Origin of the sequence: Acidimicrobium ferrooxidans DSM 10331 (genome assembly GCF_000023265.1) — a bacterium.
In the GTDB taxonomy this organism is placed as follows: Bacteria; Actinomycetota; Acidimicrobiia; order Acidimicrobiales; family Acidimicrobiaceae; genus Acidimicrobium; species Acidimicrobium ferrooxidans.
Genome location: NC_013124.1, coordinates 1,792,567 through 1,815,009, shown reverse-complemented (window position 1 = coordinate 1,815,009; position 22,443 = coordinate 1,792,567). Strand labels below are relative to the sequence as shown.

26 protein-coding genes are annotated in these 22,443 nt (G+C 66.4%); 18 read left to right on the top strand and 8 right to left on the bottom strand.

Translation table 11 applies throughout. The annotated features are described in order from the left end of the window. Positions 1–137 precede the first annotated feature (137 nt). From AFER_RS11290 to AFER_RS08935, 5 genes are all read left to right on the top strand, one after another. On the top strand, positions 138–1,205 hold the full coding sequence (locus AFER_RS11290) for an EAL domain-containing protein (RefSeq protein WP_143712007.1): 1,068 nt from the start codon (positions 138–140) through the stop codon (positions 1,203–1,205). Between the two features lie 55 nt (positions 1,206–1,260). After that, positions 1,261–1,437 (top strand): hypothetical protein, encoded by a 177-nt coding sequence (locus AFER_RS12445; RefSeq protein WP_015799125.1) that lies wholly within the window; start codon positions 1,261–1,263, stop codon positions 1,435–1,437. Continuing rightward, positions 1,434–1,610 carry a DUF1059 domain-containing protein gene (locus AFER_RS11780; protein ID WP_015799124.1) on the top strand — a complete coding sequence of 59 codons (177 nt, stop codon included), beginning with the start codon at positions 1,434–1,436 and terminating at the stop codon, positions 1,608–1,610. Before AFER_RS12445 ends, AFER_RS11780 begins: the two co-directional genes overlap by 4 nt. A gap of 78 nt (positions 1,611–1,688) precedes the next feature. Then, entirely contained in the window at positions 1,689–2,117 is a 429-nt protein-coding gene (gene fabZ, locus AFER_RS08940; protein WP_015799123.1) for a 3-hydroxyacyl-ACP dehydratase FabZ, read from the top strand. 2 nt (positions 2,118–2,119) lie between these two features. Next, the gene (locus tag AFER_RS08935) at positions 2,120–2,890 is read left to right on the top strand and encodes an exodeoxyribonuclease III (RefSeq protein ID WP_041661810.1); all 771 of its coding nucleotides are present in this window, start codon (positions 2,120–2,122) and stop codon (positions 2,888–2,890) included. Here AFER_RS08935 and AFER_RS12090 read toward each other — a convergent pair. From AFER_RS12090 to AFER_RS08920, 3 genes are read right to left on the bottom strand one after another with little or no spacing between them, the layout of a single operon-like run. Next, on the bottom strand, positions 2,887–4,695 hold the full coding sequence (locus AFER_RS12090) for a UvrD-helicase domain-containing protein (protein WP_041661809.1): 1,809 nt from the start codon (positions 4,693–4,695) through the stop codon (positions 2,887–2,889). The genes AFER_RS08935 and AFER_RS12090 overlap by 4 nt on opposite strands. Further along, a complete protein-coding gene (locus tag AFER_RS08925; RefSeq protein WP_015799120.1) occupies positions 4,665–5,981 on the bottom strand; it encodes a radical SAM protein in 1,317 nt (438 codons plus the stop codon). The genes AFER_RS12090 and AFER_RS08925 overlap by 31 nt, the downstream gene beginning before the upstream one ends. A gap of 10 nt (positions 5,982–5,991) precedes the next feature. Then, the gene (locus AFER_RS08920) at positions 5,992–7,197 is read right to left on the bottom strand and encodes an ATP-grasp domain-containing protein (protein WP_015799119.1); all 1,206 of its coding nucleotides are present in this window, start codon (positions 7,195–7,197) and stop codon (positions 5,992–5,994) included. Between the two features lie 48 nt (positions 7,198–7,245). On the opposite strand from AFER_RS08920, the gene AFER_RS11285 reads away from it, so the two are divergent. Further along, a complete protein-coding gene (locus tag AFER_RS11285) occupies positions 7,246–7,851 on the top strand; it encodes a NifU family protein (RefSeq protein ID WP_245526038.1) in 606 nt (201 codons plus the stop codon). Between the two features lie 153 nt (positions 7,852–8,004). Here AFER_RS11285 and AFER_RS08910 read toward each other — a convergent pair whose 3' ends face one another. Continuing rightward, positions 8,005–8,556 (bottom strand): YceI family protein, encoded by a 552-nt coding sequence (locus AFER_RS08910; protein ID WP_015799117.1) that lies wholly within the window; start codon positions 8,554–8,556, stop codon positions 8,005–8,007. 61 nt (positions 8,557–8,617) lie between these two features. Here AFER_RS08910 and AFER_RS08905 point away from each other — a divergent pair, with 61 nt between their 5' ends. Further along, positions 8,618–9,100, top strand: a complete 483-nt coding sequence (locus tag AFER_RS08905) for a MarR family winged helix-turn-helix transcriptional regulator (protein WP_015799116.1) — start codon at positions 8,618–8,620, stop codon at positions 9,098–9,100. Positions 9,101–9,180: 80 nt separating this feature from the next. Here the strand turns inward: AFER_RS08905 and AFER_RS12440 are convergent, their stop codons facing one another. Then, positions 9,181–9,909, bottom strand: coding sequence for a tyrosine-protein phosphatase (locus AFER_RS12440; RefSeq protein ID WP_049755452.1), 729 nt, complete (start codon positions 9,907–9,909; stop codon positions 9,181–9,183). A 69-nt stretch (positions 9,910–9,978) separates the two neighbouring features. Between AFER_RS12440 and AFER_RS12435 the strand changes: the two genes are divergently transcribed. The 5 genes from AFER_RS12435 to AFER_RS08875 all read left to right on the top strand — a co-directional run bounded on the left by AFER_RS12435 (position 9,979) and on the right by AFER_RS08875 (position 14,105). Further along, positions 9,979–10,644 (top strand): prepilin peptidase, encoded by a 666-nt coding sequence (locus tag AFER_RS12435; RefSeq protein WP_015799114.1) that lies wholly within the window; start codon positions 9,979–9,981, stop codon positions 10,642–10,644. 4 nt (positions 10,645–10,648) lie between these two features. After that, the gene (gene aroC / locus AFER_RS08890; RefSeq protein WP_015799113.1) at positions 10,649–11,827 is read left to right on the top strand and encodes a chorismate synthase; all 1,179 of its coding nucleotides are present in this window, start codon (positions 10,649–10,651) and stop codon (positions 11,825–11,827) included. Positions 11,828–11,898: 71 nt separating this feature from the next. Continuing rightward, positions 11,899–12,891, top strand: coding sequence for a 3-dehydroquinate synthase (locus AFER_RS08885; RefSeq protein ID WP_041663538.1), 993 nt, complete (start codon positions 11,899–11,901; stop codon positions 12,889–12,891). Continuing rightward, positions 12,888–13,349, top strand: a complete 462-nt coding sequence (gene aroQ / locus AFER_RS08880; RefSeq protein WP_015799111.1) for a type II 3-dehydroquinate dehydratase — start codon at positions 12,888–12,890, stop codon at positions 13,347–13,349. Before AFER_RS08885 ends, aroQ begins: the two co-directional genes overlap by 4 nt. A 153-nt stretch (positions 13,350–13,502) precedes the next feature. Beyond that, positions 13,503–14,105, top strand: coding sequence for a hypothetical protein (locus tag AFER_RS08875; RefSeq protein WP_143712003.1), 603 nt, complete (start codon positions 13,503–13,505; stop codon positions 14,103–14,105). Here the strand turns inward: AFER_RS08875 and nusB are convergent. The 3 genes from nusB to AFER_RS08860 all read right to left on the bottom strand — a co-directional run bounded on the left by nusB (position 14,102) and on the right by AFER_RS08860 (position 16,348). After that, positions 14,102–14,539 carry a transcription antitermination factor NusB gene (nusB, locus tag AFER_RS08870; protein ID WP_015799109.1) on the bottom strand — a complete coding sequence of 146 codons (438 nt, stop codon included), beginning with the start codon at positions 14,537–14,539 and terminating at the stop codon, positions 14,102–14,104. The two genes, AFER_RS08875 and nusB, sit on opposite strands and share 4 nt — an antisense overlap. Continuing rightward, positions 14,532–15,101, bottom strand: coding sequence for an elongation factor P (gene efp / locus AFER_RS08865; RefSeq protein WP_015799108.1), 570 nt, complete (start codon positions 15,099–15,101; stop codon positions 14,532–14,534). Before efp ends, nusB begins: the two co-directional genes overlap by 8 nt. Positions 15,102–15,172: 71 nt before the next feature. Beyond that, a complete protein-coding gene (locus AFER_RS08860; protein WP_015799107.1) occupies positions 15,173–16,348 on the bottom strand; it encodes a M24 family metallopeptidase in 1,176 nt (391 codons plus the stop codon). 143 nt (positions 16,349–16,491) lie between these two features. Here AFER_RS08860 and AFER_RS08855 point away from each other — a divergent pair, with 143 nt between their 5' ends. The 6 genes from AFER_RS08855 (at position 16,492) to AFER_RS08830 (ending at position 22,349) form a co-directional block, all read left to right on the top strand. Next, positions 16,492–17,358, top strand: a complete 867-nt coding sequence (locus tag AFER_RS08855) for a heme o synthase (RefSeq protein ID WP_245526005.1) — start codon at positions 16,492–16,494, stop codon at positions 17,356–17,358. Further along, entirely contained in the window at positions 17,355–17,981 is a 627-nt protein-coding gene (locus AFER_RS11275; protein ID WP_015799105.1) for a TlpA family protein disulfide reductase, read from the top strand. The genes AFER_RS08855 and AFER_RS11275 overlap by 4 nt, the downstream gene beginning before the upstream one ends. A 94-nt stretch (positions 17,982–18,075) precedes the next feature. Then, complete coding sequence (locus AFER_RS08845; RefSeq protein ID WP_143712002.1) at positions 18,076–18,762, top strand: hypothetical protein; 687 nt, start codon at positions 18,076–18,078, stop codon at positions 18,760–18,762. After that, the gene (locus AFER_RS08840) at positions 18,762–19,721 is read left to right on the top strand and encodes a cytochrome c oxidase subunit II (protein WP_041661807.1); all 960 of its coding nucleotides are present in this window, start codon (positions 18,762–18,764) and stop codon (positions 19,719–19,721) included. Before AFER_RS08845 ends, AFER_RS08840 begins: the two co-directional genes overlap by 1 nt. Before the next feature lie 25 nt (positions 19,722–19,746). Next, positions 19,747–21,696, top strand: coding sequence for a cytochrome c oxidase subunit I (locus AFER_RS08835; RefSeq protein WP_015799102.1), 1,950 nt, complete (start codon positions 19,747–19,749; stop codon positions 21,694–21,696). Then, entirely contained in the window at positions 21,696–22,349 is a 654-nt protein-coding gene (locus AFER_RS08830) for a hypothetical protein (protein WP_015799101.1), read from the top strand. Before AFER_RS08835 ends, AFER_RS08830 begins: the two co-directional genes overlap by 1 nt. The last annotated feature ends 94 nt before the right edge of the window (positions 22,350–22,443 follow it).

Sequence of the window (22,443 nt, the reverse complement as noted above, 5' to 3'; positions counted from 1 at the left end):
TCAGGTGGGCGCTCCGGCAGCCGAGATCACCACTGCTGGAAGCGACAGGAGCCGAGCAGGAGGCGGGCGTGGATCTCCAGGGAGTGGGATGCGCTGATCGCTCCGACGGTGTCCGCCCGCGAAGCTTGGCGGACCTCGTGGACGATCTCGTCACGGGTCGGATCGCTCCTCGCACGCACCTGCAGCCGATCGTCAACCTGCACGGTCCGCGGATCGCGGGCTACGAGGCGCTCGCGCGGCTCGACCCCATGGGCAGGATCGGACCTGATCGCGTGATCGCTGCCGCCTGGGACCTTGGCGTGGGGGCGGAGCTCGAGACCTTGTGTGCGCTCGCTGCGCTCGAGCGACGAGCGGATCTGCTCGGCGAGCACTTTCTCGCGATCAACGTGAGTCCAGTGACGCTCGAGTCGCGCGCCTTCGAGGCCGTCGTGGGACTGCCCTCGCTCCAGGGGTTGGTCATCGAACTCACCGAACACGTTCCGCTCCATGACCTGCCGGATCTCCCCGCGAGACTCGACCTCCTTCGGGAACGCGGCGCCATCATCGCCATGGACGACGCGGGCGCCGGGTACGCGGGCCTTGCGGCGCTCCTCGTCGTGCGACCGGAGATCGTCAAGCTCGATCGAGGGCTCGTGAACGGGATCGACCGTGACGCGGCGCGCAGTCGTCTCGCATCCGCCTTCGGCGCATTCCTCGGTGAACTCGATGCGTGGCTCCTTGCCGAGGGGGTCGAGACCTACGGAGAACTCGAAGAGATCGTGCGGATCGGCATCCCTCTTGCGCAGGGTTACCTGTTTGGCCGTCCATCACCCGAGCCGATCGATCTCGACCAGGTGCTGCGTGAACGACTCATGCACGTCCACAGGCCACGTTCGAACGACAGCTGCGCTGGCGAGTACCTTGAGCCTGCCGAACGTATCGGCGCACTGGCCGACGCACCGCCGACGGGTTGGTGGGTGCTGCAGCCGACAGGGCGCAAACCCCTGGCCGTCGGCTGCTGTTGGTCGAACGGCGAGCGACGCCAGCGTTGGGAACGACCCCTCGTCGTCCACGAAGAAGACCCCCTCGACGTGCTGCTCCAACGGGCGCTCGTGCGCGACGACGGTGCGCTCGAGCCGATCGTGGTCGTCGACGCCGACGGCGCGGCGTGTGGCGTCGTGAAGCCGTCGCGGGTCGTTCGGTGCGTCTTGGACGGTCGCCGATGATGGTATGGGTGCAAGGTGGGCCAACCTCGGTCCGGCGTCGTCGCGGTGAGCTACCATGACGCTGGTAGGAAGCGTGCCGCCACAGGGAAGTCGTGGCCAGCGCAACGTGGGCCTTCCGGGCGCAGACCTCGGTGGGTTCCTCGCGGCGATGGCGCTGCGGCAGTGCGTTGGGCTCGACGGCGTGGTCCGGGTCACAGATCCAGTGTTCGTCAAGAAGGAGGGCCAACCATGAAGGAGTTCCGGTGCGGGGATGTGATCCCCCTGTGCGACTGGCATGCAGCGGCGGCGACGGATGAGGAACTGCTCGCCCACATCCAGGAGCACGTCGTGAGTGCGCACGGGCTCAAGCGAGTGACGCCTGCCCTGCTCGCGGCCGTGAAGTCGCAGGTTCGTGACGTCGCCTAGCCCGCTAGGGTAGGTCCGCTCGAGGTCGCCGGTGACGGCGCGGCGAGGGGCGCGATCGGGGAGGACCGAGGAGGACGGGTGGCAGCGATCGATCCGACCACGTTGATCCCACATCGACCCCCCTTCTTGCTCCTCGACGCGATCGACGATCTCGAGCCGGGTCTCCGAGCCGCGGGCAGGTGGCGCGTCCCGGTCGACCTGCCGATCCTGGCCGGTCATTTCCCAGGGCGGCCGGTCCTGCCGGGCGTCTACCAGGTGGAGTCCATCGCGCAACTGGGCGCGGCGGCCGTGCTCGCCGATGAGCGCTTCGCTGGTCGGCTACCGCTGTTTGGTGGGGTCGATCGGGCACGGTTTCGGCGCCAGGTGTTGCCGGGCGACGAGCTGCGATTGGAGGTCGAGCTCTCCTCGCTGTCGACGAGGGCCGGACGCGGTCGGGGACATGCCAGGGTCGGTGACGCGATCGTCGCCGAGGTCGAGCTGATGTTCGTGATCGCGCCGACCGCGTGACCATGCGGCTTGCGACCTGGAACGTCAACTCGATCCGCGCCAGGATCGAGTTGGTGGTGGCGTGGGCCGAGCGTGTCGCCCCCGACGTGCTCCTGCTGCAGGAGACCAAGGTGGCCACCGATCAGTTCCCGGCCGATTCCCTCGTCTCGCTCGGCTATCACGTGACCCACTGGGGCACGGGGGCCTGGAACGGCGTCGCGGTCCTGACCCGCGAGGCTCCTCGCGAGGTGCGCTATGGGACCGGGTTCGCGCGAGCGCCTCTGGCGACCGAGGAACCCCGTGCGCTCGCGGTCAGGCTCGAGGCGGGCTGGTTCATGAGTGTCTACGTGCCGAACGGTCGTGCGCTCGATGATCCGCACTACGTCTACAAGCTGACGTGGCTGGCCGAGCTGCGGGCACATCTCGCAGACCTGGTTGCCGACGGTGTGGTGGTCGGCGGTGACTTCAACGTCGCACCGAGCGACCACGACGTCTGGGATCCGTCCGCGCTCGAAGGCGCGACCCACGTGTCGTTGCCCGAGCGACGCGCGCTCGATGCGCTCCTCGGGCTCGGCCTCACCGACGTCTATCGCGCGCTTCACCCTGACGATCCGGGCTTTACCTGGTGGGACTACCGGCAGGGCGCCTTCCGTCGTGGGATGGGGATGCGCATCGACCTGGTCCTCGCCAGCGAGGACATCGCGCGCAACGTGGTTGCGGTCGATGTGGACATCGAGGCCCGGCGGGCTCCTCGCCCTTCCGATCACGCACCGCTCGTCGTGGATCTCGCTTAGCTGTCGGCAGGCGCGCTGACGCACGCCCAGATGGCGCGAGCGACCGCGCGGCGCCTGGCTGGCGGAACGCGTGTGAGGTGCGCGACCACGTCGTCCGCGCATCGTGGTGGGGTTCGTACGAAGGTCTCGATGCTCTCGTCGCTCAGCAGCATCGACGGCGCGATCGCGAAGCTGCGCGCCAGGCGAGCTCGTTGGGCGACGAGGGCATGGCGCAGCGCGCGTTGGCGCGCGACGGCTCCTCTGGCCGCTGCGCTCGGCGTGGGGCGGAGGGGTGCTCGATCACCGACGATCGGTGCGAGGAACGGACTCGGCCCCCCGCCATGCCAGCTCACGCTGAGCGAATCGGTCGCTCGGGTCATCGCGACATAGAGCAGCCTTCGCTCCTCCTCGCGCTGCGCGCTCGTCCGTGCTCGCGGATGCGGCAGTGCGCGCTCTCCGACGCCGAGGACGTGGACGTGGTACCACTCGAGGCCTTTGGCCTTGTGGAAGGTCGCGATGGTGACCGCGTCGAGACGCCGTGCCAGCCGCTGCTCGAGGATCTCCTGGAAGGTCGCGAGGTCTGCGAGTGGATCGACACGGTGGAGTTCGATGGCGATGTCGCGAACTTGGTCGAGCTCGTGCTGGTGCGAAGGGTCGTCGACCTGCATCGAACTCAGCTCGTCGATCAGGTGCCCGACGGTCGCGCGTCGATCTCGCAGCGAGCGCAGTCGTGCGAGCATGGCCGAGACCGTGCGCGTCCGTCCGAGCACGACGGCTGGAATCTCGGCGGCCTCGAGCGCTGCCGTCACGGGCTCGAGTGCGCGCGTGGTGCGGGAGAGTACCGCCATCGCACGCCAGGCGACACCGAGCGCGTGGAGCCCGCCGAGTTCGCGCACGAGCGCTCGAGCCTCTCGCTCTGGCGTGGCGTAGCCGCGCAGCGTGGGTGGTCGACCGCCTGGACGTGCTCCTCGAACGTGTGGCTGCGGATCGAGGATCCTGGTCGCGTGACGGACGAGCTCGTCGCGGCTCCGGTAGTTCGTCGTGAGCGTCACGGTGCGCAAGCCGGGCGGTTCGAGGTCGGTGAGTACGTTCGGGTCGGCGCCGTTCCAGCCGTAGATGGACTGGTTCGGGTCGCCGACCACGGTGAGTCCGGCCAGATCCGGACCGAGGAGCGCGCGGAACAGCCGAAGTTGGTCGGGCGTCGAGTCTTGGAACTCGTCGACGAACAGCGCCTCGATCCCGATGAGTCCGCGCCGTTCGGGCTGGCGTTCGAGTTGTCGTGCGAGCTCTCCGACGATGGAGTCGAGATCGATGACGCGTCGCCGTCGTCGGAGCTCATGGACCGCGCGGACGTGCGCTTCGTGCGCGGGTGACGTCGGTCGCTGGCCGCGGAGGGCAGCTCTCACCGCCGCGTGCTCCGCCGGCGAGAGGTTCGGAAGCGCGGCGCGCACGAGGGTTTCGGACTCCACGACTGGTGGGAGGGCCTTCCCCTCCAGCCGAGCGAGTTCGCTCAGCCAGACGAGCGCAGCACCATGGATCGTCGTGGTGATCGGCAAGGTCGTATCCAGGGTGCGAGCCAGGCGTTGACGCAGAGACAAGGCGGCGGCTCTCGTAAACGTGAGCGCTGCGGACGTGCGGGGTCGTACGGCGCCGAGTCGTATCTGAGCAGCGATACGTCGCGTCAGGACCAGGGTCTTGCCGGAGCCTGCGGGTGCGATGACCCGAACGGGCGCCGGGGCGAGGACCGCCTCGCGCTGGGCGTCGGAGAGACCATCGAGCAGGTCGTCGAGGTCGGTCATCGTGGAGGCGCTGCGCAGCAGAACCATGCCTCGCTCATCAAGGTGGGCGCGGGTGCTCGGCGCGGCCCGCGAGACGGCAGAGCACCGAGCCCTGCCAGTTCCCAGACGGCTCGGAAGCCCTCGTCGTAGCGAGCGCTGCGCGCTGCGATGGCGCGGATGCGCGGAGCGAGCCCATCGAGACGAGGGTCGCTCGGATTCCACCGCCGACTCAGCGTCGCTGGGTCGAAGTCGCCGAACTCGGGGCCGATCTCGAGGAGGCTCGACGTCGGCACGAGCAACTCGATGCCGTACTGCACCGGTTCGACGACGTCTTCGAGATGCGAATCCCACACGAAGCGGAGAATGTCGTGAAGGTCTTCGAGGCGGCTCCATGGCGTGAACGGGATGAAGGTCGGGTGGAGGCCGACGCCTGCTGCGAAGAGCGCGTCACGAGCTGCCAGGACGTCGTGCGCGTGGTGACCCTTGCCCAGGCGGTCGAGGATGTCGTCGCGAAGCGACTCGACCGCGGAGATCACGAAGGCGACGCCCAGTTCGGCGAGACGCGCGGGGAGGGTTGGATCCGCTGCGAGCTCGGCAATCTTGATGGTGACGTCGACGCTGAGCTGCGGGTGACGTTCGTGGACCGAGCGCAAGATGGCGAGCGCATGACGGGGCGCCGAGAGGAAGTCGGCGTCGCCCAGTGACAGGTGGGAGGCACCCGCTTCCACCTGGCGATCGATGTCGGCGAGCACGTCAGTCGCGTCCAGCGTCACGATCCGACCGTGCCACGCGCCGGCGACCGGGCAGTGCAGGCAGCCATGGCGGCAGCCGAGCGTGGTCTCGGCGTACCCGGCGAGCTGCCAGCTCCCGTTGCGCTCGGCGTGTCGATAGCGGTCCAGCGGTTCGCTCGTCGTCACGCGGTAGTGACGACGCCCGCCTCGGCGGAGCGGTCGCTCGGGTTCGATGGCGCCAAGGACCAGCTCAGGATCGTCACGGTCGAGTGCGATGATCCCGTGGTGTGTCTCGCCGAGCGCGTGGAGCGTCGTCGTTGCGTAGGCGCCGACCAGGAGGACGTGCCGAGCGGCGAGCAGGTCAGTGTGAGCAGCGAGGACCTGCTCGGCGATCAGCGCGCCGGTGAGCATCGGTGTGGTGAGGATGATCCAGTCGGCGGATCGAATCTCGCTCGCGAGCACTGCGGCATCGGCCTTGCCGTCGACCACCGTGAGTCGGTCGGCGAGCTCGGCCTGGAGCAACGCCGCGAGTTGGGGACGGTGTCCGAGGTCGTAGGTGGTGATGAGGAGTACTCGTGCTGCGTCGGTACGCGGAGCGGTCACCGCTCAGAGTCTAGGAAGCGGGAGCGACACGGGGACGAAGCACGGAACGGACCTGATCGAGCGTGGAGAGCACGCGTCGGCGGCTTCGTCCGCTCACGAAGACGAAGCCGAGATAGCTGCGGGTTCGTGGGGGAGCGTACACCGTGGTGCCGGCGGTCGTGGTCATCTCGATGCGCTCGACGCCTGGGATCGCTGCCGCCACTTCCACGCCGTCGAGACCCTCGAAGGTGCCGTCGTGGGGCGTGGGGAGCATCCAGATACCGATGGGGCCACCACGGCGGGCCGCAGGGATCGTGCGTGGCTGGTTGAGTGCCCGCTCGATGACGAGATCCTCGAGATGACGACCGTCGTCGAGACGAATGGCTCGAGCACAGCGTCCGCCGATGGTGCGTGGCGCGAGCTCGATGATCACCGGCCGACCTTCAGGGAGCCGTAACTCGGCGTGGATCGGCGTCGTGTGGAGGTCGAGGGCGCGTGCAGCTCGTTCGATGAGCACACGAACCTCTTCGATCACTGAGAGAGGGATGGAGCTCGGAGCGAGGTACGTCGCTTCCCAGAACGTCGGTCCATCGCCGATGTCTGGCTTGTCGAAGACCGTGACGATCTCGAGTGCGCCGTCGGTCAGGATCGCCTCGACGGCGATCTCGGCTCCCGGTACGAAGGTCTCGGCGAGGACCGGCGCGTGCGATCCGACGACGGCTGCGAGTTGGTCGCGTCCCCAGGCGAGTGTGGACGCATCGACGCGCACGACTCCCTCGGAGGCGGTTCGGTCGAGGGGCTTGAGCACCCACGGGCCAGGCCCGAGCGCGCGCTCGAGCCAGTCGACGTCGATGGCGGCCACGCTGTCGGCCACGTGCCACGATGGCTGTGGCAGTTCCGCGCGATCGAGGGTGCTGCGCAGTTGGTCCTTGTGTGTCGCCCGCCGGATTGCCTCCCCACGGCCGTGGCTGAGTCCCATGCGATCGGAGACATCGGCTGCGAGCTGGACGGAGTACTCGTCGACGCCGATGACCGCTTCGACGCTGCGCTCGACGAGGACCTGGGCGAGGCGATCTGTCTCGGACGCATCCAGGGAGAGCGAAGATCGCACGATGTGGTCACCTCCGAGTGGCTCCTCGGCATCGGTGACGATCGTGAGCTGGTGTGGCGTTGCAGCTGCGAGGAAATCGTTCCCTCGGTAACTATGCGCGGGGACCACGAGGGCAAGGCGTGCCACGTCGATAGGATCGTAGTGGTGAGCGGAAGGAGGCGCGCGGTGGGACTGATGGCTGTGTCGCAGCGTGCAGCGGAGGTCGTCGCTGCGGCGATCGCCGAAGAGCAAGCGGAGGCGCCGATCGCGCTCTGGATCGAGGTGACTGGTTCGACGGGCGACCAGTGGACCTACGACGTGTACCTGCAGGAGCTGGCGATGGCGTCCGGTGCAGACGCCATCGTCGAGGTGGGCGATCTCGTTGTCGTCATTCCTGCGGCGTCGATCGAGGCGCTGCGCGACGCGACGCTCGACGTCGGCGACGATGGCGACCTCGTCATTGAAAATCCGAACGCCCCGACGCGCCAGAGCGATCTACCAGAGTTCGGTCCCGAGGCGCTCACGAGCGATCTCGCCCGACGTGTCGACAGCATCCTGCAGGAGCAGGTCAACCCGGCCATCGCAGCTCACGGTGGGTATGCGGAACTCGTCGGCGTCGTCGACGAGGTGGCCTACGTGTTGATGGGTGGTGGATGCCAGGGGTGTGGACTGGCTTCTGCGACCCTGACGCAGGGCATCGCGGTCGCCATTCGAGATGCCGTACCCGAGATTCGTGACGTCGTCGACGTGACGAATCACGCCGCCGGCAACAACCCGTACTACCAACCTGAGAAGAAGTAGGCGACGGCCCTGGTTTGCGCACCTCGCTCGTCGTGACCGGCTCGTCGTGACCGCGATCGGGATCCGGGTGAGGCCCGCCGTGCGCTCGTGGTACGCGAGAAGGGGCCGGGTCTTCGGACCCGGCCCCTTCTCGGTAGTATGGTCGCTCGATCCTTACGCCTTGACGAGCTCGATCTCGATGTTGATGGTGACCTTGTCGCTCACCACGACCCCACCGGTCTCGAGGGCAGCGTTCCACTCGATACCGAAGTCCTTGCGGGAGATCTCGCCGGTCGCGGAGAACCCGGCACGCTTCCCACCGTACGGGTCGGGTGAGGTGCCGTTGAACTCGAGGTCCAGCGTGACGGGACGGGTGACGCCGCGGATGGTGAGTTCGCCGACGAGCTTCCAGTTCTCACCTGCGGGCTCGATGCGGGTGGACGTGAAGGTGATGGTGGGGAACTCGGTCACGTTGAGGAAGTCCGGGCTGCGGAGGTGGTTGTCGCGGTTCTCGTCGCGCGTGGAGATCGTGGATGCGTCGATGGTCGCAGTGACCGTGCTCTGCGTGACGTCGTCGGCGATGTCGGCGTAGCCCTCGAACTTCTCGAAGCTCCCGCGGACCTTCGAAACCATCATGTGCCTGACGACGAACTCGACCGTCGAGTGGGTCGGGTCGATGTTCCACCGCCCCGTGTCGATGCCGAGATCCTGTGCGCTCAGCGTCATCGCTTTCCTCCTTGTGTCATGGGTTCCTGACTATGCTGAAGTATAGGAGTTGTAGTTGCACATGCAAGCAGTATCGCCGTCGACGCCTGTCCGAACAGCCCAGCACCCCCTGACCCGGGAGGTGTTCGGCACGCTGCTCGTTCTCCAGGGCCGGCTCGTCGACCTGCTCGATCGTGAGCTCGAGAGCGCGTGCGGCATCGGTCTCGGGGAGTTCTTGGTGCTCCACCACCTCGACAGCGCTCCCGAGGGACGGGTTCGCCTGTCCGAGCTCGCCGATGCTGCCTTGGTGTCGCGCAGCGCGCTGTCGCGGCGAGTCGACCGGCTGGTCGAAGCCGAGTGGGTCGTGCGGCGTGGCTGCCCGACCGATCGGCGCGGGACGTATGCGGTGATCACGGAGGCGGGACGCACGGTGGCGCGCCGAGCCGAGCCCGTTGTGGTCGCGACGCTTGACGGCGCGCTTGGCAGTCGACTGACTCCGGAGGAATTGCGCCAGCTTGGCAACCTGCTCGCCAAGGCCCTTGAAGGGGTCGACGCGAGCGACTGAGCGCGAGCGCTCGTGATGCGGCGCCGCACACGCCGGCCTCGGGCGGAGCCGTTGGGGTTGGCGCGCGTGCAATCGTGGCGTCATGCGATGAGCGAGCTTCGGATCGCCTCGATGCGCATTGGCGTCATCCCGAACGTCATGAGGAACCGATCCACGGAGCCCCACCGTTCCTTGACCGTCTCGAGAACCGTGATGATCGCAGCCGGAGGCGCACCGAGCACTTCGGGCGCGAGCTCGCGCCACGTCGGCTCGTAGCCGCGAGCCAAGGCACGTTCGGTCAACGCCGCGAGACGTCGTCCGCTCTCGACGTAGTCGCGCACGATGTCGTCCCGCCGAGCGCCCACGAGTTCGAGGGTGAGGGCCACGACGATCCCGGTTCGGTCCTTGCCGGCCGTGCAGTGGACGAGCACCGGCGTTGGCACCCCGATGGCGTCGATGGCTCGAACCAACGTCGGAGCGTGGTCGTCGAGCATCGCGCGGTAGGCACCGGCCAGGTTGCGCGAACCATCTGCGATGCGTGGGTCACGCGAGACGTCCGGGAGCGGTAGGTGCGTTCGTGGCGCGTCGATGGACTCCGTCGGGGCGCACTCCTCGGCGGTTCGGAGGTCGAGGATCTTGCCAATCGCGTAGCGCTCGAGGAGTTGGCGTCGTTGGGTGGCGTCGAGTCGGTACGGTTGCTCCGAGCGCAGAAGCCTGCCGGGACGGAGTCGGTGACCGTTGGCAAGGATTGCCTCGACGGGTCGGAAATTCCAGAGCCCGTCGAATGCTCGCCAGTCCTGGTCGTCGGCGCTCTGGCTCATCGGTGCCATGGCTCGACCGTAGTGGTCGGATCTTGCCGAACGGTAAACCTTTGGAGGCACTCGGTCGACGGATCGTACGTGTCCGTCGCTGTTGTCCGGGCGACAGCCGCTGTGGTTGCCGCCGCTCTGGTCGCCTGTGCCGTGGGACCGCTCGCCCGTCGGCGGGGCGCGGTGAAGAGCCGACGGGCGACGTTCCTGCATGGTGGCGCTGGCGTGGCGGCGGGTCTTGGTGTGTGGTGGCTCAGCTGGTCGGGCGTGACGGGCGCCGCGCTCGTCGCCGAGGCGCTTGCCTGGAGTGTCGCGGTGGTCGGTGCGACCGTGGACTGGCAGACCCGACGCATTCCGCGCTCGCTCGTCGATGGTGCGCTGGTCACGGAGGTCGTGATCTTCGGACTCGGTCCCCACGCGCTGCGCGCTGTGGCTGCAGCGATCGGCGGTGCGCTCGCCGTGGTGGGCGCGTGGATGCTCGTACGCTGGTTGTCGCGCGGGGGGCTCGGTCGTGGTGATATTGCCCTCCTCGGCATGCTCGGAGCCGTGGAGGCGCCGCTCGGCTGGTGGGTCCCGGTCCTCGCGGCGCTCGTGGCCTTGAGCCTCGGCGCGCTCGGTGCGCTCTGGCATCTCCTGCGCGGCGGGAGCCATCGTGACCGCCTGCCTCTCGGGCCAGCGATCGCGGTGGGTGCGCTCGTGGCTTTGATCGTGGCTCACGGCACTCACGTGAGTGCGCTCGGCGTCTCGCTAGCCTGAGCGCATGCTGCGCTGGTTGACTGGTGGCGAATCGCACGGACGTGCGCTCGCGGTCATCATCGAGGGTGTCCCCGCGGGACTCGAGCTCGTCGGCGACGCCATCAGCGCTGAGCTTGCGCGGCGGCGCTTGGGCTACGGGCGGGGCCCGAGGATGCGCTTCGAGCAGGATGCGCTCACGATCATCGGCGGCGTGCGTCATGGACGCACCTTGGGATCGCCGATCGTGCTCGAGATCGCCAACTCGGAGTGGGAGCGCAAGTGGACCGAGGAGATGTCGCCGGATCCGGGCCAGACCGCCCGGAAGTTGACGGCGCCACGTCCTGGTCACGCTGATCTCGCCGGTCTGCAGAAGTATGGCTTCGATGACGCTCGCAACGTGCTCGAGCGAGCGTCGGCACGCGAGACCGCTGCTCGGGTCGCAGCAGGTGCCGTTGCGAAGGCCCTGCTCGGCGTTCTCGGTGTCGGGATCGTGAGCCACGTCGTGCAGCTGGGTGCCGCCCGGGTGAGCGTCGAGACCGTGCCGACGCTTGGTGATCGCGAGCGTATCGACGCCTCCGAGGTGCGCTGTCTCGATCCGGCTGTCGAGGCGGCGATGATTGCAGAGGTGCGAGCGGCCGCGAAGGTTGGCGACTCGCTGGGCGGGGCCGCCCAGGTCGTCGCGCACGGCGTGCCGGTCGGGTTGGGGAGTTACGTGCACTGGGATCGTCGACTCGATGGCCTCCTCGGTCAGGCGTTGCTGTCGATCCCGGCCGTCAAGGCCGTCAGCATTGGTGCCGGGCTCGAGGTCGCGGGCGTGCGAGGGTCGCTCGCGCACGATGCCATCGTGGGTTCGCAGCTCGAGCGTCCGACGGACCGCGCTGGAGGCATCGAAGGCGGTGTGAGCAATGGGAGCCCGATCGTGGCAACCGCGTGGATGAAGCCCCTTGCGACGCTGAATCGGCCTGTGATCGAGACGGTCGATCTCGCCACGGGGGAGCGGTCGATCGCCTTTCGCGAGCGCACCGACGTGACCGCGGTGCCCGCGATGGGCGTGGTTGCCGAGGCGATGGTGGCCTTGGTGCTCGCGGACGAAGCCCTGAGAAAGTTTGGCGGGGACTCCATCGCCGAGTTTCGCCGCAACGCCGAGAGCTATCTCGCACACGAGGCGGCGCTACCGTGGCGCGACGGTGCGCTGGAGCGCTGATGGTGCAAGGTCCTCCGAGCGCACTCCGATCAGCGTGGGCAGCGCGAGGCCGTGCGACCCGCCGGTTCTCGATGCGAACGCCACAGCACGAGGTGGCCATCACGGTCGGGAGCGGCATCCTCCAGGACTCTCGCGAGATCGTCCCGGAGGACTGGCGCCAGGCCTTCGTGGTGACCCAAGCCGCGATTCCCCTCCCTGCGTCATGGCCCTGGCCTGTCATTGAGGTTCCCAATGGCGAGCGCGCCAAGCGGCTCGCGGTGGTGGAGCGGGTGGCTGAGGAGCTCGCCAGCGCCGGGGCCACTCGGGGAGATGGCCTCATCGCCATCGGTGGAGGGGTGGTCACCGACCTGGCGGGTTTCGTTGCCGCCACCTACCACCGTGGCATCGACTTCGTCGCGGTGCCGACCTCACTCCTTGGTATGGTCGACGCGGCCATCGGCGGCAAGACCGCGGTCAACCTGCGTGCCGGTAAAAATCTCGTCGGCGCCTTCTGGCAGCCGCGACGAGTCGTCGCCGACCTCGATGTGCTGGCGACACTGCCTCGTCGCCAGTGGCGAAGTGGTCTTGGCGAGCTGGCGAAGTACGCCTTCCTTGGCCTCGATCGTCTGGTCGAGCTCCCGCTCGACGAGGCGGTTGCCGAGGCGGCCCAGGCAAAGGCGCGCGTCGTGGAGCGCGATGAGCGCGAGCACGGTGAGCGCGCACTGCTGAACTACGGGCATACGGTGGGCCATGCCATCGAGGCAGCCGCCTTGGCGCGTCGCCGGCCCTTGAGCCATGGCGAGGCGGTGGCGATCGGCCTCGTGGTCGAGGCGATCGTTGCCGAGCGTCTCGGCAGGATCACGCGAGATCGCGTGATCCAGCACGTCGAGGTGGTGGCGCGTCTCGGCCTCGCACATCGCGTGCCGCCGTGGATCGGGGCCGCAGAGGTGATGGTCTTTCTCGCAGCGGACAAGAAGCACCGAGGGTCACTCGCGATGGTCCTCGATGGACCGAGCGGTCTCGAGCTGGTCCACGGCGTGCCAGAGGCGGTGATCGTCGCGGCAATCGACGAGGCACGCGCATGACGGCGGTGCGCCTGCTCGTCATCGATGGTCCGAACCTCAACCTGCTCGGGGTCCGGGAGCCGACCGTGTATGGGACCGAGACGCTCGAGGACGTGCGCCGCCGCGTCGGAGAACGTGCGGCCTCGGTCGGAGCAGCCGTGACCTTCGAGCAGACCAACAGCGAGGCTCGGGTGATCGAACTCCTGCAGCGTGCGCCTCGATCGGTCGATGGTGTGGTGCTCAATGCGGGCGCGCTGACCCATACGTCGTACGCGATTGCCGATGCGATCGCGGCGATCACGATCCCCGTGGTGGAGGTGCACCTGTCGAATCCGGCAGCTCGCGAACCATTCCGTCATCGGTCGACGATCGCGCGCGTCGTGGCAGGATCCATCGCTGGGTTCGGGCCCCGCTCCTATGAACTCGCCGTGCTCGCCCTCGTGGAGATGGTGCGAGAGCGAGTGCGTGTGGGTCCGTAGACTGGAGAGCGAACCGGCCCTCGCCGAGAGGGCGTAGCAGCGGCCCCGTCGCCACGCGATCTGAACCACTCGATCTGGAGGAGCACAGTGCCCCGACCCGTCAACCGAGCTGATCCAACGCTTGAGCCCCGGACGCCTGCTCGCCGTCGCAAGGTGCTCTGGATCGTCGGCGCAGTGGTCGTCGCGTCCGTCGCCATCGAGGCCGCGATCGTGTACCCGCAGCGCGTGACCGTTGCCCAAGAGCGCGTCGATTTCCGCGGCGCCGTGCAGACGATGCAGCAGGACGCAGGGGGCTGTGCGGTCGCCCTCAACGACGGCTATCGGGCGCTCGGTGCGATCGTCTCGAAGGCGTCCAACCAGCTCGCCGAGGCGCGAACGATCATCGAACAAGACGAGGAGTACTGCACCATCGCGGTCAACTCGGACCTCTACAACTTGGCGACCTATGCACCGCCGAACTCCTTGAACCACTTCAACCTGACGCCGGTGGTCAAGGAGGTCTACGCGTGGGCGTTCCCGAACGCAGCGTCGGTGCTCGCGTACATGAAGACGCTGCTGGTGCATCCGACCGACATGAGCACCGTCACGTTGATCGCAGGGCGCCTGCACACCATGGACACCGTCCTGGCAACAGCGAACGCACAGCTTGCGAGCGTTTCTCGCCAGCTCGGCATCTCGCCTCAACGGGTGGAGCTGAGCTCGACGAGCGGCATGCCCAGCTTCTTGCGTGCCGAACTCGGTCGCGTCGCGAGCTAGCTGGGTTCGCGGTCGGGCTCGCCGCGGTGGCCCTCGCCAGCGATGTCGACGGCGATCGAGGCGAGGACCCCATTGACGAACGCGGCCGAACGTTCGGTTGAATAGCGGTCGGCGAGTTTCACCGCTTCTGCAATGGCGACAGAGGGCGGCGTCGATGCTTCCAGGAGCTCTGCGGTCGCCAGTCGGAGAATGGCACGGTCGATGGGTGCGAGCCGCTCGAGCTGCCATCCGATGACGTGGGCCGTCAACTGTGCGTCGATCTCGCTGCGTCGCTCCGTCAGACCTCGGATCCGTTCGCGGATGAACGCTGGCTCGTCCCCCCGAAGGAGGTCCGCGGGCGCTTCGCCCTTCGTATCGGCTTCGTAGAGCAGCTCCAGCACGCGCTCGCGCCAAACGGCGCGCACGTCGTGCGAGTCGTCGCGTCGGTCAGGCACGCGTGAGATAGTCGCCGGTGCGCGTATCCACCTTGACGGTGTCACCCACGTTCACGAAGAGGGGGACCTGGACGACCAGTCCGGTCTCCAGCGTGGCTGGCTTGCGGGCGCCGGAGACTCGGTCGCCTTGGAGACCAGGCTCGGTCTCGGTGACGGTCAGCTCGACAGCAGCAGGCAGTTCGACGGCGACGATCGAGCCTTCGTAGCTGAGGACGAGCACCGTGCTCCCTTCGCGCAGGTACTGCATCGCGGATCCGAGGGTCGCCGCATCCACCGTGATCTGGTCGTAGCTCTGCGTGTCCATGAGCACCCAGCCGTCCTGATCGCGATAGAGCGCTTGCATCTCCCGCTTGTCGATGATGGCTTGGTCGATGCGCTCGTCGGCTCGGTAGGTACGGTCGATGACCGCGCCGGTTCGGAGGTTCTTCAGCTTGGTGCGCACGAACGCTCCGCCCTTGCCCGGCTTGACGTGCTGGAACTCCACCACCGTAAAGAGGCCGTCGCTTCCGAGGTCCAGGGTCATCCCATTCTTGAGGTCATTCGTCGAGGTAGCGACTGCCATAGGGGCTCCTTCCGAGGCGGAACAGTGAATGGGCGCAACGGACGCACGTCCGCGCGATGCGAGCTACCAGCTTAGCTGCGCACGCGAGCTGCGGAACCTGGTCTCGTTCGAGACTCGGTCGCGGGCCGGGTCAAGCACTCTGGGCCTTCTGCGCCCACGAGGATCGTGTCTTCGAGCCGGATCCCAAGCTCTCCGGGTACATAGAGACCCGGCTCGACGGTGATGACCGTCCCTTCGGCGAGGGGATCTCGATCGTGCGCGGTGAAGGGCCGCTCGTGGATCTCGAGGCCGAGCGCGTGGCCGACTCCATGGAGGAGGAGCTCTTCGACGCCGGCCTCGCGAAGGACGGCGCGGGCTGCCGTCTCGATGTCGTGCGCGGACGCGCCGACGGTCGCGGCTGCGATTCCGGCCCTCTGGGCCGCCGCAACGATGTCCCAGTACGCCTGGACTCGAGGGTCTGCTCCTTCGCTCGGCAGCATCGTGCGGGTGGCGTCCGAGCGATAGCCGTCCACCGTTGCGCCGAAGTCGACCAGCAGGATGTCGCCTGGCCTGATCAGCCGCTCGCTCGGCCTCGCATGCGGTTCGGAGGCATGAGATCCCGCCGCCACGATGGTCGCGAAGGCGGGTTCATCGGCTCCTCGTGCACGCAGCTCGAACTCGTACGTCGCCGCGAGAAGGCGTTCTGAGATTGGCCCGTCGGCGAGCGACGCAAGGGCAGCATCCATGGCGTCGTCCGCGAGTCGGGCTGCCGCGCGGATGCGCTCGAGCTCCCAGGTTTGCTTGACGGCCCGAAGCGGCCAGAGGAGAGGCTGTGCGTCGATGGGAGTCGGATCGATCTCCATCAGCAGTCGTAGGGTCGAGAGCGACCAACACGAGCCGAGCAGAGCGAGTGGTGCGCGCAGCAGGTCTCGGTGATGCGACGTGGTGAGGGGGTCGTCTCCGAGCACCTCAACGAGCCCGTCGAGCCCTCGCGCCCCAAGTGCCCGACCCGCAGCCTCGACGTAGCGGCCATCCGTACACAGAAGGTGCCGATCCTCATCGCGCAGATCGATCAGTAGGGTGCCGTGGGAACCGTCGAATCCCGTCAAGTAGCGGATCCATGCTGGGTCGACAACGACCAGCGTCGTCGCAGCTTGTCCGGACAGCAGGCCCCTGACCTGCCCAACCATGGAGGGACCCGGCGCGCGGTCGAGCGCGGCTGGGTTCAAGCTGAGCGAACGCCGAGGCGATGTGTCTTGCGTATGCACGAAAGCCTGCTTCCGGTTGACGAGATGACGACCTGGTTGGTAGGATAACGAGTGCTGAGCACGCCGTCCTGCCCGAATGACTGGACAGGTGGCTGTGATGAGGAGGGGTGTCGCCGGTGCTGGTCGAAGACTCTCGGAGCTGGGTGCGGACAGCCCGCGGCTACGTGATGCTGACGAAGCCGCGGATCATCGAGCTCCTGTTGATCACGACGGTTCCGGCGATGATCGTGGCGAAGCGTGGCCTGCCATCCCTCTCGCTCATCGCGATCACCGTGGTCGGTGGCACCCTTGCGGCAGGCGGTGCGAACGCGGCCAACATGTGGTTCGACCGTGATATCGACGCGGTCATGCGGCGAACGAAGGGCCGTCCGCTCGTCACCGGTGATGTGTCGCCCCGGGGCGCCCTGATCTTCTCTGTCACGCTTGAGGTCGCCGCGTTTGCGATCCTGTCCGTGGGCGCCAATGTGCTCGCGGCTTCGATCGCGCTCGCGGCGGCGCTGTTCTACTTCGGCGTGTACACGATGTGGTTGAAGCGATCGACGTCGCAGAACATCGTGATCGGTGGAGCGGCCGGTGCGGCGCCGGTCCTCGTCGGATGGGCTGCGGTGCGTGACGAGCTCTCGCTCGCCGCGTGGCTCATGTTCCTCATCATCTTCGTGTGGACGCCGCCGCACTTCTGGGGGCTGGCGTTTCGCTATGCCGACGACTACTCGGCTGCAGGGGTTCCGATGCTGCCTTCGGTCGCCTCGCGTCGCGCGTCGGCGTGGCAGATCGTGGCCTACTCGGTCGTGCTGGTGCTCCTGGCCCTCGTCCTGGGCCCGGTCGCCGGGCTCGGCCTCGTGTACGACGCCGCTGCGGTCCTGCTCGGTGCGGGGTTCGTGTGGTATGCGGTACGTCTCCTGCGCTCCCTCTCTCCGAAGGCGGCGATGCGCGTGTTTTCCTACTCCATCACGTACCTGTCCTTGCTGTTCGTCGGGATGGCTGTCGATGTCATCGTGAGGTCGAGGTGACGCGGACGACGAGTGAGAGCACCTACGAGCAGTCCGACCTTCGCCGGCGCCCCCGCGTCTTCATGTTCGCGATGGTGCTTGCGCTCTTGGTCGCGGTTGGGTACGTCGTGTACGCCGTGGGTGTTGCGCGATCCGCAACGAACGGGGCCTCGGCCTCGCTCACGGCCTCGTCGTCTGGTTCGGCCCTCGTGGGTCGTACGGTGCCTGGCTTTTCGCTGCCGGTCCTCGCGAACGATTCGAGCGCGTCGAAGCTCGGACCGGGATCCTTCCGTGGGCGTCCGTTGGTGATCAACTTCTTTGCGTCGTGGTGCGGACCGTGCAACGCCGAGACGCCGATGCTCGCCAAGGCGGCGGCGGCTTCCGCCGGGAGCGTCGCATTCCTCGGTGTGGACGAAAATGACCAGCGATCGGCTGCACTCGCCTTTCTGGCGCGCACGGGGGTCTCGTATCCAGTCGTGCGCGACGCCGGATCGCTCCAGTCGTCCTACCTGCTCGTGGGCATCCCTGACACCTTCTTCGTTGCACCCGACGGTCGCGTCATCGGTGCGGTGCAGGGTCAAATTTCGTCGTCCACCTTGGAGAACTGGCTTCGGAAGTTGGACGCGCTGGCCCACCACGGTTAGCACCAGGTTCGTCCGGGTGCAGTGAGCTCGTTCGAGCAGCTGCGCTCGCAGCCTCGCCGGAGGCGCAGTGGGGAAGGCCCTAGGTGATAGGGGGTTGAGGTTGTCTAAGGGAGCAAGGGCGGGCATCGTTCTTGTATCCGCGGCGATCGCCATCGGGTTGATCCTGTTTGGCATCTTCGGATACTTGCGAACGTACCCGCCGACGGTGGCGGCAACTCCGTCGCCGACACAGCCGAACACCGTCGACCTGACGTTGCAGGTCGAGGGTGCCGTCGGCACCGGTCCTCACCCGCAATGGGTGGGCTGGTACGCGAAGGATGCCGCTGGCAAGTGGGTACGCACGACGATCTATCAGGTTCCTGAGAAGACGTACGTGCACGTGACGGTCTACGAGTACGACTCGGGCGGGCCGTTGCGGAACCCCTACTGGGGCAAGGTCCTGGGGACGCAGGGCGGTGTCGAGTATCTGAACGGGAAGCCGGTCAGCGTTCTCGATGCTGCCTCGGGGAATGGTGTCGCACACACCATCGATGCCCCGTCGCTCGGCCTGAACATCCCGGTGTGGGGCGTCAACGGCAATGCGAAGAACTTCTGCCAGCAGGGTCCGTGCAATCCGTCGGAGGCGCACAACGTGATCACCTTCACGTTCTACTCCGGCAACACGACGCACACCTACCGCTGGCAGTGCTTCATCCCGTGCGGCGTTGGCTACCTCGAAGGTAACGGTGGTCCTATGGCCGAGACTGGCTACATGGCTGGCTTCTTCAAGGTGGTGGCGTGATGGCGCTGACACAACAGGAGCGTGAGGAGCGCAAGGCTTTCGCGCGATCCAAGGGGTGGCAGATCTTTGCGGTCTGGTTCGTCCTGACGGCGATCGTCGACTATCTGACGTGGTTCGTGTGGGGGCCCCACATGCCGCCCGGCACCATGACGACGTCGGCTGCGGCCCAGCAGTTCGACTTCAAGATTCTGATGGTGCTCGTGGTCCCAGTCCTGTTCATGGTCTGGGTGTACGGTGGTTTTGCACTCGTGAACTTCCGAGCCCGTAAGGGTGAAGAGGACCAGGATGGCATTGTCCTCTTCGGCAATCGGAAGATCCAGGGAATCTGGTACGTGGCCTCGACCGTGCTCGTGCTCGGCCTGGCGGTATTCGGTACCTACGAGCTGATCGCGAACCATGACATGGGGAGTGGGTCTGGCCCGTCGCCGATCTGGAACTACTCATGGGCAAAGGCAACGCCGCAGGGGGCGTGGACGCCGGGAGGCTCGACGCCGCTCGTCGTGCAGGTCATCGCGCAACAGTGGCGGTTCACCTATCGGTACCCGCAGTTCGGGGGGATGGAGACCACTGAGCTGTATCTGCCGACCAACGCGCGCGTGGTCTTCGATGTGACGTCTCTGGACGTGATCCACGACTTCTGGGCGTATCAGCTCGGAGTCAAGGCGGATGCGAATCCGGGCGTCAACAACGTCGCGACCACCGAGACGACGAGCCAGACGGGCAAGATCACCGTCCGTTGCGACGAGCTTTGCGGGATCTGGCATGGTGCGATGTACAACTACGGCGAGGTGTTGCCAGCATCGTCGTTCGAGACGTGGGCGACGAACATGCAGGCTGCGAACGCTGGTGTGACCAAGCTCCTGCCGCCGTTCGCGTTGACGTACACGCCGTCGTACTCGGGGGCCGGTGGTGGCTACTACCCGAGCTACGACCCCAACGGTCACTCGGTTGCGTACTAGGAACGCTGAGGAAGGGAACGAAACGATGGCTGTTGAGATGTCGCCGAGCGCGGCGATCGTCGATCAGCGTGACCTCGAGGCTCGAGGGTTGAAGTTCGCACGTGCGTGGTTCACGGGCAACTTCTTCACTGGCCTCGTTGGAGGCGCGATCTTCTACGCGTTCGGCCATTGGCTCGGCAACTTCATTGCCTCGGGCTATACGGTGGTAGTGAACTCCGGCCAGAACGAGATCGCCGTGTACTTGGCACTCATCTTCGGTGCCGTAGGCTTTCTCGCTGGACTCGGGGTCTTCAACTACCCGATCCAGAAGCTTCTCGGATGGGAACCGAAGGACCCGCCGAAGTCGGAGAAGCGGACGTTCTGGGAGCACTTCACGTACTCGACCGACCACAAGGTCGTGGGCGTGCAGTACCTGTTCGTCACGCTGCTGTTCTTCCTGACCGGTGGTTTGCTGGCGCTTGCGATCCGCACGGAGCTCTTGTCGCCGACGTACCACATCTGGGCGGCCGATACCTACATCGAGGTGGTCGGTGAGCACGGAACGATCATGATGGCGATGGCGACGTCGCTCGTGCTCGGTCCGTTCGGTAACTACCTGGTGCCGCTCATGATCGGGTCGAAGAAGATGGCCTTCCCCCGCCTCGAGGCGGTGTCGCTGTGGCTCCTCGTCGCGGCGTACATGGTCATCATCTCGGCGCTGTGGCAGGGTGGATTCCAGGCCGGTTGGACTGGCTACGCACCGCTCTCGATCCAGGGTGGACCCGGACAGTCCGATTACGACGTCGGTTTCGCTCTGGTCGGCATCGGTATGATCATCGGTTCGCTCAACATGGTGGCGACGATCATCAACTACCGCGCGCCGGGGATGAAGTGGTCTCGGATGCCGATCCTGGTGTGGGGTTTGCTGACGACGGCCTTCACGATGTTGCTCTCGGTTCCGGTGTTCGCAGATGGCCTCTTCATCATGGGTCTCGATCGTGCCGTGCGCACGTCGATGCTCTATGCGGGCCACGGCGGCTCGAGCTTCCTCTGGGAGAATCTGTTCTGGTTCTTCGGTCATCCCGAGGTCTACCTCATGGCGATGCCTGGCTTCGCGATGACCATGGAGCTCTTGCCGGTCTTCGCACGCAAGCCGGTCTTTGCCTACAAGACCTCGGCGGCGGGCATGATCGGTATCGCTGCGCTGAGCTTCTTCGTGTGGCAGCATCACCTGTTCATGTCGGGCATGAACCCGGACATGCGTCCGCTGTTCATGCTGACCACGGAGCTGATCTCGATCCCGACCGGCTTCTTGTACCTGGTCAGCATGGGCACGCTCTGGCGCGCAAAGATCCGCTTCGAGGTCCCGATGCTCTTCGTTCTCGCCGTGTTCTGGAACTTCCTCTGGGGCGGCGTGACGGGAGTGTTCAACTCGGACGTGCCGGTGGACACGTTGGTGCACGGAAGCTTCTTCGTGCTGGCGCACTTCCACTTCACGATCATGGGTCAGCTCGTGTTCATCGTGCTCGGCGCGATCTACTACTACACACCGTTGCTGTTCGGTGTGCGGTTGAACGACAAGCTCGGGAAGTGGTCCTTCTGGCTCATCCTGCTCGGCTTCAATGGGACCTTCTTGCCGCTCTTCATGGTCGGTCTGCTGGGTCAGCCGCGCCGCGTGTTCGAGTACGCCCTTCGGCTCCAGCACCTGAACCAGTTCGCGTCGATCTCCTCGTACGTGCTCGGCTTCGGAATCCTGCTCTACGTGTTCAATCTGATCTGGTCGCTCGCCGTCTGGCGGACGCCGGCTGGTCCGAACCCGTGGCGCTCGGAGGGTCTTGAGTGGCAGGTTGGCTATCCGGTACCGGCCGACAACTTCGAGGAGATTCCGGTCGTGCTTCGCAGCCCGTACCAGTACGGCGTGAAGGATCGGGGTCCGGTTGCCGAGCTCCATCCGTCGGCTGAGCAGGCCGCTGTCGTCGCTGGAGGTGAGGAGTAGTGGCTACGGGTGTGCAGGCCCAGCCGCCTGCGATCGATGAGGAGCAGTACTACCATGATGCGCAGCTGGGTGCGCTGTGGACGGCGTCTCGAACGCTGATCCCGGTTGCGGCTGCGTTCTACGGCGGGATCTACTTCTCGTTCTTCTACCTTCAGTCGTTGAACTCCAACGGCCTGTGGGATCCACACGGATTGACGGCCTCGAAGATCCTTGGCTTCCTCGTCATGCTGCTCCCGCTGGCTGGTCTGCTGGTGCAGCTGTTTGCGAATCGGCGCCTGCGGCGTGGGTTCACGATGGACTTCATCGTGGCAGGCCTCGCTAATGTGCTGTTGCTGCTGCTCGCCATGGGGTTCCAGATCTGGAGCCTGACGAGATTGCCGTTCCCGCCTGGGTATTCCGGCTATGCCGGGGTGTACATCGCGTTCGCTGTGATGAATGCGTTGGCTTTGTTCCTGGCGGCCTACTGGATCTTCGTGTTGGTGATGCGGGCGATTCGGAGCTACCAGTTCTTCCGGGTCGACGGTGGCGTCGGCGTTTCGAGCCATCGCCTGGCGGAGAACTTCCGAGCAAACCTCGATGGCTTCGGGGCCTTCTCCATCTTCTTCGTGTTGGTCCAGATCTTTTCGTGGTACGTGTACTTCATCCTCCACTAGGAGGGTGGGAACTCGAGTGAGTTGAGTGTTGGCCGGGGCACGCGGGTTTCCGGGTGCCCCGCCAGCACGATTCCCGGCGACGGATGGCCTGGAT

Excerpts from the sequence above, each read along its gene's own strand:
- AFER_RS12090 (WP_041661809.1), bottom strand. The coding sequence starts at position 4,695 with ATGGTTCTGCTGCGCAGCGCCTCCACGATGACCGACCTCGACGACCTG.
- efp (WP_015799108.1), bottom strand. The coding sequence starts at position 15,101 with ATGGCAGTCGCTACCTCGACGAATGACCTCAAGAATGGGATGACCCTG.
- AFER_RS08910 (WP_015799117.1), bottom strand. The coding sequence starts at position 8,556 with ATGACGCTGAGCGCACAGGATCTCGGCATCGACACGGGGCGGTGGAAC.
- AFER_RS08885 (WP_041663538.1), top strand. The coding sequence starts at position 11,899 with ATGCGAACGCCACAGCACGAGGTGGCCATCACGGTCGGGAGCGGCATC.
- AFER_RS08935 (WP_041661810.1), top strand. The coding sequence starts at position 2,120 with ATGCGGCTTGCGACCTGGAACGTCAACTCGATCCGCGCCAGGATCGAG.
- AFER_RS12440 (WP_049755452.1), bottom strand. The coding sequence starts at position 9,909 with ATGGCACCGATGAGCCAGAGCGCCGACGACCAGGACTGGCGAGCATTC.
- AFER_RS08835 (WP_015799102.1), top strand. The coding sequence starts at position 19,747 with ATGGCTGTTGAGATGTCGCCGAGCGCGGCGATCGTCGATCAGCGTGAC.
- AFER_RS08905 (WP_015799116.1), top strand. The coding sequence starts at position 8,618 with ATGCAAGCAGTATCGCCGTCGACGCCTGTCCGAACAGCCCAGCACCCC.
- aroQ (WP_015799111.1), top strand. The coding sequence starts at position 12,888 with ATGACGGCGGTGCGCCTGCTCGTCATCGATGGTCCGAACCTCAACCTG.
- AFER_RS12445 (WP_015799125.1), top strand. The coding sequence starts at position 1,261 with ATGACGCTGGTAGGAAGCGTGCCGCCACAGGGAAGTCGTGGCCAGCGC.
- AFER_RS11285 (WP_245526038.1), top strand. The coding sequence starts at position 7,246 with ATGGCTGTGTCGCAGCGTGCAGCGGAGGTCGTCGCTGCGGCGATCGCC.
- AFER_RS11780 (WP_015799124.1), top strand. The coding sequence starts at position 1,434 with ATGAAGGAGTTCCGGTGCGGGGATGTGATCCCCCTGTGCGACTGGCAT.
- aroC (WP_015799113.1), top strand. The coding sequence starts at position 10,649 with ATGCTGCGCTGGTTGACTGGTGGCGAATCGCACGGACGTGCGCTCGCG.
- AFER_RS08840 (WP_041661807.1), top strand. The coding sequence starts at position 18,762 with ATGGCGCTGACACAACAGGAGCGTGAGGAGCGCAAGGCTTTCGCGCGA.